This window comes from Luteibacter sp. P4_E6, from assembly GCF_056401535.1.
Genome location: NZ_JBFUJE010000063.1, coordinates 1 through 13,846 on the forward strand (window position 1 = coordinate 1; position 13,846 = coordinate 13,846).

17 protein-coding genes and 1 tRNA gene are annotated in these 13,846 nt (G+C 64.3%); 13 read left to right on the forward strand and 5 right to left on the reverse strand.

Annotated features, from left to right (window positions below):
• On the forward strand, positions 1 to 538 hold a 538-nt coding region (locus tag AC1DT2_RS06465), incomplete at its 5' end, for an isochorismatase family protein (RefSeq protein ID WP_477295258.1).
• Positions 539 to 611: 73 nt separating this feature from the next.
• On the opposite strand, the gene AC1DT2_RS06470 is transcribed toward AC1DT2_RS06465, so the two are convergent.
• Positions 612 to 1,340: a hypothetical protein gene (locus AC1DT2_RS06470; RefSeq protein ID WP_477295260.1), complete on the reverse strand. Its 729-nt coding sequence runs from the start codon at positions 1,338 to 1,340 to the stop codon at positions 612 to 614.
• Between the two features lie 107 nt (positions 1,341 to 1,447).
• Between AC1DT2_RS06470 and AC1DT2_RS06475 the strand changes: the two genes are divergently transcribed.
• The 7 genes from AC1DT2_RS06475 (at position 1,448) to AC1DT2_RS06505 (ending at position 6,620) form a co-directional block, all read left to right on the forward strand.
• On the forward strand, positions 1,448 to 1,765 hold the full coding sequence (locus tag AC1DT2_RS06475) for a type II toxin-antitoxin system PrlF family antitoxin (RefSeq protein ID WP_063573029.1): 318 nt from the start codon (positions 1,448 to 1,450) through the stop codon (positions 1,763 to 1,765).
• Positions 1,765 to 2,262: a type II toxin-antitoxin system YhaV family toxin gene (locus AC1DT2_RS06480; protein WP_477295263.1), complete on the forward strand. Its 498-nt coding sequence runs from the start codon at positions 1,765 to 1,767 to the stop codon at positions 2,260 to 2,262. The genes AC1DT2_RS06475 and AC1DT2_RS06480 overlap by 1 nt, the downstream gene beginning before the upstream one ends.
• Before the next feature lie 81 nt (positions 2,263 to 2,343).
• Entirely contained in the window at positions 2,344 to 2,940 is a 597-nt protein-coding gene (locus AC1DT2_RS06485; RefSeq protein WP_213949853.1) for an anthranilate synthase component II, read from the forward strand.
• Positions 2,941 to 2,957: 17 nt separating this feature from the next.
• Positions 2,958 to 3,989 (forward strand): anthranilate phosphoribosyltransferase, encoded by a 1,032-nt coding sequence (trpD, locus tag AC1DT2_RS06490; protein WP_477295265.1) that lies wholly within the window; start codon positions 2,958 to 2,960, stop codon positions 3,987 to 3,989.
• A 46-nt stretch (positions 3,990 to 4,035) separates the two neighbouring features.
• Positions 4,036 to 4,881 (forward strand): indole-3-glycerol phosphate synthase TrpC, encoded by an 846-nt coding sequence (gene trpC / locus AC1DT2_RS06495; protein ID WP_477295267.1) that lies wholly within the window; start codon positions 4,036 to 4,038, stop codon positions 4,879 to 4,881.
• A gap of 7 nt (positions 4,882 to 4,888) precedes the next feature.
• A complete protein-coding gene (locus AC1DT2_RS06500; RefSeq protein ID WP_477295269.1) occupies positions 4,889 to 5,596 on the forward strand; it encodes a haloacid dehalogenase-like hydrolase in 708 nt (235 codons plus the stop codon).
• A gap of 73 nt (positions 5,597 to 5,669) precedes the next feature.
• Positions 5,670 to 6,620: a bifunctional helix-turn-helix transcriptional regulator/GNAT family N-acetyltransferase gene (locus AC1DT2_RS06505; RefSeq protein ID WP_213949799.1), complete on the forward strand. Its 951-nt coding sequence runs from the start codon at positions 5,670 to 5,672 to the stop codon at positions 6,618 to 6,620.
• Between the two features lie 4 nt (positions 6,621 to 6,624).
• Here AC1DT2_RS06505 and crp read toward each other — a convergent pair whose 3' ends face one another.
• A complete protein-coding gene (gene crp / locus AC1DT2_RS06510) occupies positions 6,625 to 7,320 on the reverse strand; it encodes a cAMP-activated global transcriptional regulator CRP (RefSeq protein ID WP_046966863.1) in 696 nt (231 codons plus the stop codon).
• Positions 7,321 to 7,658: 338 nt separating this feature from the next.
• Here crp and speD point away from each other — a divergent pair, with 338 nt between their 5' ends.
• Entirely contained in the window at positions 7,659 to 8,444 is a 786-nt protein-coding gene (gene speD / locus AC1DT2_RS06515) for an adenosylmethionine decarboxylase (RefSeq protein WP_036109987.1), read from the forward strand.
• A gap of 28 nt (positions 8,445 to 8,472) precedes the next feature.
• Here the strand turns inward: speD and AC1DT2_RS06520 are convergent, their stop codons facing one another.
• The gene (locus AC1DT2_RS06520; protein WP_477295278.1) at positions 8,473 to 9,357 is read right to left on the reverse strand and encodes a LysR family transcriptional regulator; all 885 of its coding nucleotides are present in this window, start codon (positions 9,355 to 9,357) and stop codon (positions 8,473 to 8,475) included.
• A gap of 136 nt (positions 9,358 to 9,493) precedes the next feature.
• Between AC1DT2_RS06520 and AC1DT2_RS06525 the strand changes: the two genes are divergently transcribed.
• Complete coding sequence (locus tag AC1DT2_RS06525; protein ID WP_477295273.1) at positions 9,494 to 10,372, forward strand: aldo/keto reductase family oxidoreductase; 879 nt, start codon at positions 9,494 to 9,496, stop codon at positions 10,370 to 10,372.
• 16 nt (positions 10,373 to 10,388) lie between these two features.
• Here AC1DT2_RS06525 and coq7 read toward each other — a convergent pair whose 3' ends face one another.
• Positions 10,389 to 11,030, reverse strand: a complete 642-nt coding sequence (gene coq7 / locus AC1DT2_RS06530) for a 2-polyprenyl-3-methyl-6-methoxy-1,4-benzoquinone monooxygenase (protein WP_213949797.1) — start codon at positions 11,028 to 11,030, stop codon at positions 10,389 to 10,391.
• Positions 11,031 to 11,295: 265 nt separating this feature from the next.
• Between coq7 and rplM the strand changes: the two genes are divergently transcribed.
• The 3 genes from rplM to AC1DT2_RS06545 all read left to right on the forward strand — a co-directional run bounded on the left by rplM (position 11,296) and on the right by AC1DT2_RS06545 (position 12,257).
• Positions 11,296 to 11,724: a 50S ribosomal protein L13 gene (gene rplM / locus AC1DT2_RS06535; protein WP_063571418.1), complete on the forward strand. Its 429-nt coding sequence runs from the start codon at positions 11,296 to 11,298 to the stop codon at positions 11,722 to 11,724.
• A 9-nt stretch (positions 11,725 to 11,733) separates the two neighbouring features.
• Complete coding sequence (gene rpsI, locus AC1DT2_RS06540) at positions 11,734 to 12,126, forward strand: 30S ribosomal protein S9 (protein WP_036138010.1); 393 nt, start codon at positions 11,734 to 11,736, stop codon at positions 12,124 to 12,126.
• 57 nt (positions 12,127 to 12,183) lie between these two features.
• Positions 12,184 to 12,257 (forward strand) — tRNA-Gln (locus AC1DT2_RS06545).
• A gap of 817 nt (positions 12,258 to 13,074) precedes the next feature.
• Here the strand turns inward: AC1DT2_RS06545 and AC1DT2_RS06550 are convergent.
• Positions 13,075 to 13,846, reverse strand: a 772-nt coding sequence (locus tag AC1DT2_RS06550; protein WP_477295276.1) for an nSTAND1 domain-containing NTPase, incomplete at its 5' end; no start/stop codon positions are given.

A 13,846-nucleotide genomic window follows, 5' to 3' on the forward strand; every position in this document is an offset into this window, starting at 1 on the left:
ACTCGACACCAACGCCGCCCTGATCGTCGTTGACCTCCAGAAGGGGATTGTCGCGCTGCCGACCGCGCACGACACCGCGGATATCGTCGCGCGTTCCGCTTCGCTCGCCCGTGCGTTCCGCGCATCGGGTCGTCCGGTCGTGCTCGTGCATGTCACAGGTGCCGCGCCGGGCCGCACCGATGCGGGCGCGCGCGCCTTCCCGTCGGATCCGTCCTTCGTGGAATTCATTCCCGAGATCGAGCGCGCGCCGTCCGATCACATCGTCGAAAAGAAGCGCTGGGGTGCGTTCCATGGCACCGATCTCGACAGCTGGCTGCGCAGCAAGGGTGTCGAGCAGGTGGTGATCGTCGGTATCGCTACCAGCATCGGTGTCGAGTCCACCGCGCGTTTCGCCAGTGAGCTTGGCTACAACGTCGTGATCGTGCCTGACGCGATGACCGACATGGTGGCCAGCGCCCACGACAACAGCGTCAACACGATTTTCCCGCGCCTGGCCGAAACCACGACCACGGCCGACCTGCTCAAGGCGATCGGCTGAAGATCAGCCTTCCCTCGCCGCCCTGTCGAGATTGGCGTTGAGCCGGTCGGGCAGGGCGGCGGGGGTGTTGTTTCTAGGCGTGGTGATCGTGTTCATCGTCGGCTGAGAGGCCCACACCAGCGCCTGCTGCTGCACCGCCGGCCATGCCAGCGCCCATGCCTCCGCCACCCATGCCGCCGCCCATCCCGCCCCCGCCGCCGGCTTTTCCGCCGCCGCCCTCACGGCCTTCGCCCTTGCCGCCTTCGCCGCGCGACTTACCGCCCGATCCACTCGCCGGGCGCGTCGGGCCCTGCTTCGGAATCACGACGCTCGACGGAATCGCATCCAGATCGAGCACGCTGCGGATGAAGTCACGCAGGGAGATGACGAGCTCTGCGGTGTGYGTGGGACGTCCCTCGGCTAACTCGGTCGCTGCGCGCGCTGCCAGCTCCACCTGCTTTTCAGTGCCGAGCAGGATAATGTCCGAGAGCGCGGCCTCTACCGCGTCACGCACGCGACGCGCCCGCTCGTTGCCCTGCGCCGCAGCGGCATCGATGGCGGTCTGCTCCGCATCCAGACGCTTGAGATCGCGTAGATGCGTGGGGTCGACAGCAAGGTTTCCCGTGAACGAACCGCCCAGTGTCTTGTACGCCGCAATCAGGGTGCGCAAGCGTTCGTTGATCTGCCGGTTCTCGCGCTCACGCCGCTGCTGGATCGTCTGCATTGCAAGCAGCCGGATGCCCACGCCGATGAGCGTGATGACCGCCAGGCCGAAGAGGGTGGAGAGGAGCCCCTGCCAGGAGCTGAAGTCGAGGTTGCGCATGAGAGCATCCTTGGAAACCCGCAGAGACAGTGGCGTGAACCCGCCGGCCATTGCAATCGTAAGGAATATTCCTTACCGTGGGGCACGCGCACAGAGAAGCAGCGAATATGCCGAGCATCCAGGAAATTGCCACCCTCACATCCAAAGGGCAGATCACGCTACCCAAAGCGGTTCGGCAGCTTCTGGGCGTGGAAGCGGGCGGGAAGGTCGCCTTCGAGGTTCGGGACGGCGAAGTCATCGTCACTTCCGCAGCGTTGGCCCACGATGATCCTGCGATTGGCGCCTTTCTTAACTTGCTCGAGGATGACATACGGCACGGACGCAACGTCGGTAACCTTCCTGACGATCTCATCCGCGACATGCTTGCGAGCGCAGCACATGTCGAGGATATCTCCGATGACATTGAAGGCGATGTGGAACTCTGATGCAGGTCAACGGATGGACGCTGCTTTTCCACGAGGGCATTATCGATCAGCTTTCGCGCCTTCGTACCGCTGCCATGAAGGCGCAACGTCAGAATTCGACCGGTTCTGAAAGCAACGCGAACGTAAAGCTGTTTCGCGCATTGACCAGGCTGCTCCTGGAAGTCGTGCCTGGCGACCCTGCTCGCGAGGAGTACCRCCAGGGCACGACACTGGGTGCGGCGCATCGTCATTGGCGTCGGGCGAAAATCGGTCGACGGTTTCGAGTGTTCTTTCGTTTCGACTCGCGTTCGCGCGTCATCGTTTACGCGTGGGTAAACGATGAGGCAACCCTACGAGCCTCCGGATCACGATCGGATCCGTATGCGGTCTTCACGAGGATGCTGGGCCGAGGCCACCCACCCACGGACTGGGATTCGCTCGTTTCCGGTAGCACGCCGGGCTGGAAGGGCCCGCACCGTGTCAATGACCGTCCAGACCCCATCGAGCGCCGAGGGTAAAGGGGCGGGCGCTCTCCTGTGCGTCCTACCCGGCTTGATGGATAATGGCGATCCCCCCCATTCCAAAGCATGGGTATCACCTTGCTTCTGATGATCGACAACTACGACAGCTTCACCTTCAACCTCGTCCAGTACCTGGGCGAGCTGGGTCAGGAGGTCAAGGTGGTGCGCAACGACGCCCTCACCGTCGCGGATATCCGCGCGCTGGCGCCCTCTCGCATCATGATTTCGCCTGGGCCGGGCACGCCGGACGATTCGGGTGTGTCGATCGACATCCTCCGCGAGCTCGCCGGCGAGTTGCCGATTTTCGGCGTCTGCCTCGGGCACCAGGCCATCGGTCAGGTCTTCGGTGGCAAGGTGATCCGGGCGCGCGAGATCATGCACGGCAAGACCTCCCCGGTGAAACACCGCGGGCAGGGCGTGTTTGCCGGCCTGCCGAACCCGTTCGAGGCCACCCGCTACCATTCGCTGGTGGTAGAGAAAGACTCGGTGCCGGACTGCCTTGAAGTCACCGCCTGGACCGAGCGCGAAGACGGCTCGCTCGACGAGATCATGGGCCTGCGCCACCGCACCCTCGATATCGAAGGCGTGCAGTTCCATCCGGAATCGATCCTCACCCAGCACGGCCACGACCTGCTGCGTAACTTCCTCGGCATGCCGTTGCCGCTCGCCGCGTAAGAAAGGATCCCCGTTCCATGCCGATGACTCCCTCCGAGGCGCTCCAGCGCACGATCGAGCACCGCGAGATCTTCCACGACGAGATGATCGAGCTGATGCATCAGATCATGCGTGGCGACGTGAGTCCGCTGATGACGGCGGCCATCCTCACCGGCCTGCGGGTGAAGAAGGAAACCGTCGGCGAGATCACGGGCGCCGCGCGGGTCATGCGCGATCTCTCCGCGAAGGTCGAGGTGGGTCCGCATCCCCACTTCATCGACATCGTGGGCACGGGCGGTGACGGTGCGTCCTCGTTCAACATCTCCACGGCGTCGATGTTCGTCGCGGCGGCGGCGGGCGCCCGTGTCGCCAAGCACGGTGGGCRCAGCGTGTCGTCCAAGTCGGGCAGCGCGGACGTTCTGGAAGCGCTCGGTGCGCGCATCGACCTGCTCCCGGCCCAGGTGGCCGTGTGCATGGACGAAACCGATATCGGCTTCATGTTCGCGCCGAACCACCACCCGGCGATGAAGGTTGTGGCACCGGTGCGCAAGGAAATGGGCGTGCGCACCCTTTTCAACATCCTCGGGCCACTGACCAATCCAGCGGGCGCACCCAACATCCTCATGGGCGTGTTCCACCCCGATCTGGTCGGCATCCAGGTGCGTGCCCTGCAGGCGCTGGGGGCGAAGCATGCCCTGGTGGTCTGGGGGCGTGACGGCATGGACGAGATTTCGCTCGGCGCAGCCACTCTGGTGGGCGAGCTGCGCGACGGCGTGGTGCGCGAATACGAGGTGGAGCCGGAGGATTTCGGCCTGTCCATGGCCTCCAGCCGAAACCTCCGCGTGGACGACGCCACCGAATCCAGGGCCATGCTGCTGGACGCGATTTCCGGCGTTCCGGGTGTACCTCACGATATCGTCTGCCTGAACGCGGGCGCGGCCCTGTACACGGCGGATGTGGCGCCCTCCATACAGGCAGGCATCGATCTGGCCCGGTCGACCATCGCAAGTGGCGCCGCTCGTGCAAAAATGAATACGTTCGTGGCCGCGACGCAGCGGCTCGGCGCCTGATATCGTCGGGGCTCCCCACCCCGTCCTTACCCAAGGAAGCRCTTCGATGCCCGACATTCTCCATCGCATCCTCCACYGCAAGGCGGAAGAAGTCGCCGAGCGTAAGCGCAAGCGGTCGCTGGACGACCTTGCCGCTCGCGTGGCGGACCTGGAAGCCACGCGGGGCTTCGTCGCCGCGATCGACGCCAAGTTGCATGACGGTAACCCGGCAGTCATCGCCGAGATCAAGAAGGCCAGCCCGAGCAAGGGCCTGATCCGCGCCGATTTCAATCCGGCCGAGATCGCGCGCAGCTACGAGCTCGGCGGTGCGGCATGCCTGTCCGTGCTCACCGATGCCGACTTCTTCCAGGGTCATGAAGATTACCTGCGCGAAGCGCGCGAGGCCTGCTCGCTGCCGATCCTGCGCAAAGACTTCATCGTCGACGAATACCAGGTGTACGAGGCCCGCGTGATCGGCGCCGATTGCATCCTGCTGATCGTGGCTGCTTTTGCGAGCAAGGAAGGCKACGATGTGATCTATGACGAGGCTGCGCTGCTGGAGCTTTCCATGCTGGCGGCCGAACTGGATCTGGACGTGCTCGTCGAAGTGCACAACGAAGCCGAACTCGAAGTGGCACTCGACCTTCCCGTGCCCCTGATCGGCGTGAACAATCGCAACCTGCGCACCTTCGAGACCTCGCTCGGTACCTCCCTGCGCCTGAAAGACCGCGTCGGCGATGGCACGCTGGTCGCCGAATCCGGCATCCACACCATCGAAGATGTGAAGGTCCTGCGCGACAAGGGCATCGACTGCTTCCTGGTCGGTGAGGCGTTCATGCGCGCCGCCGATCCCGGCGCCGAGCTGCGCAAGCTGTTCGGCACGCCTCCGCACAGTCACCCGCACAAACACTAGAAGCCGAATGAATCAGGGGATTGAAACGGCGGTCGTCGATGACACCGCCGCTGACGCACGACGCGTCGTACTGTTCGACTTCGACGGCGTCATCGTCCGTCACCAGACGCTGGAATTGTTCTTTCGCGAGCGGCTTTCCGGCATCGGTCGCTGGCGCGTATTGCTGGCATTGCCGTTGTTGCCGTTCATCCCCCTGCTTATCGGTACGGTCGCCGGTAACCGACTGCTCGGGCGCGTCTTCCTCCGTGTGGTGACCTTCGGTCGTCGCGAAGCGACCTATCGTCGCCAGGTGGCCGCCTATGCGCGTACGTATGCACGACGTCCGGGCGTGTTCCTGCGCGATGCCGTGGCCACCCTGCGTCGTCATGTCGACGCTGGCGACCGGGTGATCATCATCAGCGGTAACGATCTCACCATGGTCGAGGCGATCCTCGACGAGGTGAACCTCACGGGCTACRAACTGATTGCGTCACAGACGCGAGGCGGCCTGTTCGGTGTCCACTTCACCCGGCACAACGTCGACGGCGTGAAGGTCACGACGCTCGAGCGGGCCGGCGTACGAAGGCCCTGGGCCGTGGCCTACAGCGACTCCTTGTCGGACCTGCCCATGCTGCGTGCGGCCGAGGCGGCGAAGCTGGTCAACCCCAGCCCGAAAGCCCAACGAAAGGCCGGACGCGCCCTCGGTGACAAGCTGGAAGTCCTCTACTGGTACTAGTGGCGCGCAAATGCTTGCGCGCGCAAGCCCGCCGCCGCTAGCCTCGCTATCCGTCCCCGTCCCCGGATCCGCGATGTACCTGTCTTCCCTGCGCGAGCTTGCTCTCGGCAGTCGCCTTAAGGCGCTGAGTGACCACTTCTATCAGGCCGTCGACGAGGTCTATCGGGCGTGCGGTGCGGACATCGAATCGCGCTGGTTTCCGGTGCTGCGCTTTCTGCGCGATGTGGGTCCGACCACCGTGACGGATATGGCGACTGCCATCGGCCAGACTCACTCCGCCGTGAGTCAGTTGGCCGACCGGCTGGTCGATGCCGGCATGGTGGTGCGACAGCGCGATCCCCAGGACGGCCGGCGCAGCGTGCTCGCGCTGACCGATGCCGGCGAGCGAGCGCTAGGCGCGCTTGGTCCCGTCTGGCTCGCCATTCGCCGCGGCATGGCCGAGTCCATGGGGCCTCGCGGCCTCGCCCTCCTCGACGCTATCGATGGTTGTGAGCAGGCGCTCGGTGAGCGGCCACTGGTCGACGCGATCCTCGCGCAGCGGACGGCCCTTTCACGGGAGCAGGTCGAGGTGGTGCCGTTCGAGCCGGGCCTGCGTGAGCACTTCCGCCGACTCAACCAGGCGTGGCTGGAGCGCTATTTTCGCGTCGAGGACGTGGACAGGGCCCTGTTCGCCGACCCCGAAGGCATGGTCCTTGCGCACGGCGGTGCGATTTTCTTCGCACTGTATGCCGGCGAGGTCGTCGGCACCTGCGCCCTGCTTTGCGAAGGCGAGGGAGTCTTCGAGCTGTCCAAGATGGGCGTGGACGAGAACTACCGGGGGCTGGGCGCCGGCCGCAAGCTGCTCGACGCGGCGATCGGCGAGTACCGCCAGCGCGGCGGTTCACAGCTGTTCCTGGAGTCCAATAGCAAGCTCGCCCGCGCGATGGGCATGTATGAGCGGGCCGGCTTCGTCCGCCAGCCGACCATCCGCCCGGGCTCGCATTACGAGCGGGCGGATGTCTACATGATCTACCAGGGCCCCTGAGGGCTCAGCGGGTACCGCGCACCACGATGGTCTTGCCGGCCACGTCGATCATCCGCTCTTCCTCGAGCTGCTTGAGCACGCGGCCGACCATTTCCCGGGAGCAGCCGACGATCCGGCTGACTTCCTGCCGCGATATGCGGATCTGCGTACCGTCGGGGTGGGTCATCGCGTCCGGCTCCTGGCACAAGTCCAGGAGGGTGCGCGAAACACGGTTGGTCACGTCCATGAAAGCCATGCGGCTGACCTGTCGGGAGGTGCGCAGCAGACGCTGGGTCAGCTGGGAACCGATCGCGAAGAGCAGTTTGGGGCATTCGGCCGAAAGGGGACCCTCGAGCAGCTGGAACAAGCGTTCGTAGCTGATCTCGGCCATTTCGACGGGCGTGCGGGTGCGCACGAGCGATTCGCGTTGGGCCTGCTCGACGAACAGTCCCATCTCGCCGATGAACTGGCCCCGGTTGATGTACGCCAGGATCAGTTCGCGGCCTTCCTCGTCCTCGGTGCAGACGGCGAGTGAGCCTTCGACCACGTAATAGAGCGTGTTGGCGGGATCACCTGGTCGGATGATCGCCGTCTTCCCCGGATAGCGGCGGCGGTGGCAAGCGTCCAGAAAACGACCCATCGAGGCCGGATCGGGCGCGAAGCCCAGCGGCGCCTGGGACCGTTCGAATGCCTGTTGCAACAGATATTTAAGTTGAGCCACAGCAGATTCCGTTGAGTCTCACTGGCATGGCGTCCCCTTCAGCGGCCGACCGACGGAATTCCGTCAGGTGTCGTTGACTCGCCATGTCCCCGGCGGATTATTGCAGACATCCGGTCGTCAAAATCCACACTTCCACGTGAAAGGTGACCGACGTGTTCAAATTTTCGCCATCTTGCCTCATAATTTCACCCCCTCGGCGCCGGACCCCTTGTCTTACGCCGTTCATAAGGGGGAGGCAGACTTCGGGTTTGCCTGTTCTCTTTCCTCTTTGCGGGGACCCTAGCTGCTAACCCGCGTCTACTGCTGGCCGTCCATTCCCCCGGCCTCGGAGAGTCGCTGTGGTCAAACCGCTTCCCCGCCTTCGCCTGCAAGGTTTCAACAACCTCACCAAGGCRCTGAGCTTCAACATCTACGACATCTGCTACGCCGTCTCTGAGCAGCAGCGCCAGAACTACATCGAATACATCGATGAGCAGTACGACGCCGACCGCCTGACCCAGATCCTGACGGACGTGGCCGAGATCATCGGTGCGAACATCCTGAACATTGCGCGCCAGGACTACGATCCGCAGGGCGCGTCGGTCACCATCCTCATTTCCGAGGAGCCCGTGGTCGAGAAGCTTGGCCGCGACACGATCTCGGGCGCCGTCGTAGCGCACATGGACAAGAGCCACATCACCGTCCATACCTACCCCGAAACGCATCCGCATAACGGCATCGCGACCTTCCGCGCCGATATCGACGTCGCCACCTGCGGTGTCATCTCGCCGCTGAAGGCCCTGAACTACCTGATCGACAGCTTCGAATCGGACATTGTCATTGCCGACTACCGTGTGCGCGGCTTCACGCGCGACGTGAAGGGCAAGAAGCACTTCATCGATCACAAGATCAACTCGGTGCAGGACTATCTGGCCAAGCACATCCGCCAGAAGTACGAGATGTTCGACGTGAACGTCTACCAGGAAAACATCTTCCACACGAAGATGCACATCAAGGACTTCGACCTCGATACGTACCTCTTCGAGGCCCAGGCCGACGACCTCTCTTTCAAGGAGCGCCAGCGCATCGAATCGCTGCTGCGTCGCGAGATCGAGGAACTCTTCCACGGCCGTAACCTGATGTGACGAAAAGCCCCGCGAAAGCGGGGTTTTTTTATGCCGACGTGTTGGCCTTGATGAATTCGATGAAGGCGCGCAGCGGCGCAGGGACGAGTCGTCGCCCCGGGTAGTAGAGGAAGGGGCCTGAGAAGCTCGGCCACCATGGTTCGAGGACGGGCTCGAGGGCGCCGCTGTCGAGGTAAGGGCGCAGCCAGTCTTCGAACAGATAGACGATGCCCGTGCCGACCAGGGCCACATCGACGATGAGATCGGTGCCGCCGCCAATGCGCACGATCATCGGGCCCGACGGATCGACGGCGATCTCTTCGCCCTCCCGCTCGAACTCCCAGGCAGGCATGTGGCCGCTCGGAAAGCGTCCACGCAGGCAGTCGTGATCGAGCAGGTCGCGCGGATGTTCGGGGCGGCCGCGACGCGCCAGGTAGGCGGGTGAGGCCGCTGCAGCGAAGCGCTGAAGGCGCGGCCCGATCGGCACGGCGATCATGTCCTGTTCCAGTCGCTCGTCATAGCGAATGCCGGCGTCACAGCCTGCCGCGAGGACATCGACGAAGCTCTCCTCGGTCGTCACGTCGAGCCGGATATCCGGGTAGGCCGCGAGGAAGGGCGGCACGATCGCTGGCAGTACGAGGCGGGAGGCGCTGATCGGTACGTTGAGGCGCAGTGTGCCCGCCGGCCTGTCGCGAAAGCCGTTGACCACGTCGACCGCTGCGTCGACCTCGGTCAGTGCCGGTCCGAGTCGCAGGAGCAGGCCTTCGCCCGCTTCCGTCGGCACCACGCTGCGGGTTGTCCGGTTGAGTAGCCTAACGCCGAGCTGGCTCTCCAGCCGCCGGACCGCTTCGCTCAGTGCGGAGGCGCTGCCGCCACTCAGCCGTGCAGCCTCGCGGAAGCCCCGGGCTCGCGCCACGGCGACGAAGGCGCTCAGGTCGGATAGATCGGTCTTCATGGTCACGTCCCCGGTGCGGCGTTGTGCGGAAACACGCACGACCCGTCCCGATTGTGCACGCTTATCGCGTCGACACCCAGCGCCTAGGATGGACCTCTACCCAAGGAGACCGACCATGTCCCAGACCAACGCATCCGGAACGTTCACCCTCGGCAGCCGCCCTGTGAAGCGGCTCGGCTATGGCGCCATGCAACTCGCCGGCAAGGGCGTCTTCGGTCCGCCGCAGGATCGCAACGGGGCCCTGGCCGTCCTGCGCGAGGCGGTGGAGAGCGGCGTCGACCACATCGACACAAGCGACTTCTATGGCCCGCACATTACCAACCAGCTCATCCGCGAGGCACTGCACCCGTATCGGGACGATCTCGTCATTGTTACAAAGGTGGGCGCCGTGCGCGGTCCCAAGGGGGAATGGCATCCGGCGTTTTCAGCCGACGAGCTCACCCGGGCCGTGCACGACAACCTGCGCAACCTGGGCAAGGACGTGCTCGACGTCGTGAACCTTCGCGCCATGTTCGACGTGCACGGGCCGGCGGAAGGCTCGATCGAAGAGCCGCTCTCGGTGCTGGCCGAGCTACAGCGTAAGGGGCTTATCCGTCATCTCGGGCTGAGCAACGTCACGGCGACGCAGATCGCCGAAGGTCGCAAGCTCACCGACATCGTGGGTGTGCAGAACCAGTACAACCTGGCGCATCGCGAGGACGATGCACTCATCGACGAGCTGGCTCGCGCGGGCACGGCCTACGTGCCGTTCTTTCCGTTGGGTGGCTTCACGCCGTTGCAGTCGTCGACGCTGTCCGATGTCGCCAAGCGTCTCGATGCCACGCCCATGCAGGTTGCGCTGGCGTGGCTGCTGCAGCGTTCCCCCAACATCCTGCTCATTCCGGGCACATCGTCCGTCGGCCATCTGCGTGAGAACCTCGCGGCGGCCCAGCTGGCGCTTCCGGACGATGCGGTCACCGAGCTCGATGGCATTGCAAGCGGCAAGGGCGGCTGATTGAGCCGGCCGACGCTCAGATGCGATAGGCAACGGCCTTCATAACTGTCGAAGCCGCATGCATGAGCCGCGGCAGGGGCCAGGGCAGGTCGATACCGCCCCGCGCCTGTGCCGCATCGGCGTGGCGGATCTCGTCGGCCTGCATCTGGCGCAGGATGGCGCGACTGCGGTCATCCTGTGCGGGCAGGCGCTCGAGGTGCTCGGCGAGATGGGCCTCTACCTGACGCTCGGTTTCCACGACGAAGCCCAGGCTGATCGGGTCGCCCACGGCGGCGGCCGCCACGCCGATGGCGTAGCTGCCGGCGTACCAGAGGGGATTGAGCAGGCTGGGGCGGCTGTCGAGTTGCTTGAGGCGCTCTGCGCACCAGGCCAGGTGGTCGGTTTCCTCCTGGGCGGCATGCATCAGGTGTTCACGGGTTTCCGCGGTGCGGGCCAGGGCGGCCTGGCCGACATAGAGGGCCTGCGCGCAGACCTCGCCGACATGGTTTATCCGCATCAGGCCGGCAGCGTGGCGCCGCTCGGTGTCGTCCAGCGGCGCGTCGGGCACGGCGTCGCCGGGAGAACGACGCGCGGGCTCGGGCGAGCCCGACACGGCTTCCATGGCGCGTTCCAGGCCGCTGAGAAGGCGGTCGAAAGGGGTCAGGGTGCGAACGGTCATGAAAAAACTCCTTACGAACGGATACGACGCAGGTTATAATGGGCGCTTCCCGAATCCAGATGAAGACGCTGCGGTCGCTTGTCGCGGTAGCCGCGCCGGAACCGGGACCGCTTGTGAATGGGCCCCGTGATCAATTATGATTGTCGGCCCGAAGCTCACCTGCACGGTGGGCTTGCGCGATGAGGGAAAAGTCCGCTATTCTCTCGCGCCTTTGCTTTCACCGATTCCGTGTTCCGTCTCAACGGCGGCAAACCAGGTATTTGAAATGAAAACGTTCACCGCCAAGCCGGAAAGCGTCAAGCGCGATTGGTTCGTGGTTGATGCCACGAACAAGACCCTGGGTCGTCTTTCGACCGAGGTCGCGCGTCGCCTCCGCGGCAAGCACAAGCCCGAGTTCACCCCCCACGTCGATACCGGCGACTATATCGTCGTGATCAACGCCGAGAAGGTGGCCGTGACCGGTGCCAAGCTGGACGACAAGATGTACCACCGCTTCACCGGCTACGTCGGCAACCTGAAGACCATGAGTCTCAAGGATCTGCTGGCTACCCACCCGGAGCGCGTGATCGAAATCGCCGTCAAGGGCATGCTGCCGAAGAACCCGCTGGGTCGCGCCATGTACCGCAAGCTCAAGGTGTACGGCGGCGCCGAGCACCCGCACACCGCGCAGATGCCTCAGGCGCTGGAAATCTAAGGAATTCACATGGCTACCCAGCAGAATTACGGTACCGGCCGCCGCAAGACCTCCGCCGCCCGCGTGTTCCTCCGCAAGGGCACCGGTGGCATCGTGGTCAACGGCAAGCCGCTCGACCAGTTCTTCGGTCGCGAGACCTCGCGCATGATCGTGCGCCAGCCGCTCGAACTGACCGAAAACGTCGACAAGTTTGATATCATGGTCACCGTCGCCGGTGGCGGCATCACGGGTCAGGCCGGCGCCATTCGCCTCGGCATCTCCCGCGCCCTCGTCGAATACGACGAAGCGCTGAAGTCGCCGCTGCGCAAGGCTGGTTTCATGACCCGCGACGCTCGCGAAGTCGAGCGTAAGAAGGTCGGTCTGCACAAGGCCCGCCGCGCAACGCAGTTCTCGAAGCGCTAATCATCGCGCTTCAAAGTTCGACGCACTAAGGTCAGAGCGTGTCGAGCCAAGGTTTATTGGGAGATCGTCTAACGGTAGGACGACAGCCTCTGACGCTGTCTATCTAGGTTCGAATCCTAGTCTCCCAGCCAAACGGAAAAAGCCCCTGAGAAATCAGGGGCTTTTTTTTTGGTTCTTCGCGGATTACCGGGACMCGACCGCTCGGGTTTCTGGCGGGGCATTCTTTCGCACCTCGCACCTCGSGCMTGGCTCGCCTTCGGCTTCGCGGGCTCGGCTTYGCCGTCGCTTCGTACACTTGGGCGTCTCGCGGGGAGACCTTGGTGCCCACCCTCGCTGCTCAGACASGTCCTCCGCGTTCGAMAAGGAAAGGCCGCTCCGCGGCCCATGTATCTATCTGGCCTACGGCCGCTCCACTTGTGCGGAACTCGCCTCGAGGGTGGACACCAAGGTCTCTCACGACGCGACGGTCAGCTGGACGGAGAGCCRTTGGGCGTGGGTGCTGCCGCCGAAGCTAGCCGTTACGACGGTCGCGCAGATACGTCATTTCCGGCGCGGCGAGCGTTTTCCTCGCCACTACTCTGCCTCGCGGACGATCTCAGCGCGCTGGGGTCGACCGTTTGGCGATGCCGACTAGACGGCAACCTGAGGCTGCGTTGCTTCGTCGGCTCGACCCGCACGAACCTCAGGGATGGGAAGAGTCTTCGGTGCCCACCCTCGAGGCGAGTTCCGCACAAGTGGAGCGGCCGTAGGCCAGATAAGTACACGGCCGCGCAGCGGCCTTTCCGGTACGAAACGCGGAGGACTGTCTGAGCAGCGAGGGTGGGCACCGAAGGCTCTGCGCCGCGACGTCCGCGCCGCCGAAGGCTCTGCGCCGCCACGTCTGCACGCCGAAGGCTCTGCGCCTCACCGTCTTCGGCGTCCCCGGCATTCCGCGAAGAACCTTTTTTGCTACCACGCAGCAACCCAGGCTACCGAGACCGCTCCGAGGCAGCAGGCACTGATGACCAGCATCGCTAACGTCCTCAGTACACGCTCCCTCCACCGGCGGTGCAGCCGAACAGCGAGCGTCCGGCGCCGCACGCGGTGTCGCGTCCTTTGTTCGACTTGGGTTTGCTCCTCCAGCGCGAGGTCCGCGCAAGCCTGCCGGTAGGTCTCGAAGGTCAGGATCCCGTCGTCGCGCCTCGCGTCATAGAGCCGTCGTAGTAGGGAGGGCAGCACACGCAAGGGATGCTGCATGCCTCGGGCATGTTCGAGCAGGACATCGTCTAGCAACTGTTCGGTGCCGGCTTCCTGCTCGAACCGCAAGCGCGCCATTCGCGCTGGCAGGCGGATCATCAGGGCGAGTTCTCCCGGTGTGGGACCGGTCAGCTGGAAGGTTACTGGCGGAATGGGCGTGTATCGGGCGACGTGTCCGTGCTGGGCGGCATCCTGGCAGGTGGCGATGATCGCAATCCTTCCGGTCGCTGCCATCGATGACATGGCGCCGAGAAAGGTACGCGCCATGTTGGCATCCGCACTTTCGCTCAACAGGATATCGAGGTCGTCAACGAACAGCATCAGGACGGCACCGCGCCCGTGAAGTCGGTGAGCGATGCGCCCGAGAACGAGGTTGAGGTCCTCGAGCAACGACCGTGTCAAAGAAGTGCGTTCGCTTTCGACGAAGATCGGCTCTCCGTCGATATGCCATTCACACAGGGCCGTGGCGAGCGCGTCCCAGGGA

Coding starts and splice junctions, on each gene's coding strand:
- AC1DT2_RS06525 (WP_477295273.1), top strand. CDS start 9,494: ATGTCCCAGACCAACGCATCCGGAACGTTCACCCTCGGCAGCCGCCCT.
- coq7 (WP_213949797.1), bottom strand. CDS start 11,030: ATGACCGTTCGCACCCTGACCCCTTTCGACCGCCTTCTCAGCGGCCTG.
- AC1DT2_RS06475 (WP_063573029.1), top strand. CDS start 1,448: ATGCCGAGCATCCAGGAAATTGCCACCCTCACATCCAAAGGGCAGATC.
- rpsI (WP_036138010.1), top strand. CDS start 11,734: ATGGCTACCCAGCAGAATTACGGTACCGGCCGCCGCAAGACCTCCGCC.
- AC1DT2_RS06505 (WP_213949799.1), top strand. CDS start 5,670: ATGTACCTGTCTTCCCTGCGCGAGCTTGCTCTCGGCAGTCGCCTTAAG.
- rplM (WP_063571418.1), top strand. CDS start 11,296: ATGAAAACGTTCACCGCCAAGCCGGAAAGCGTCAAGCGCGATTGGTTC.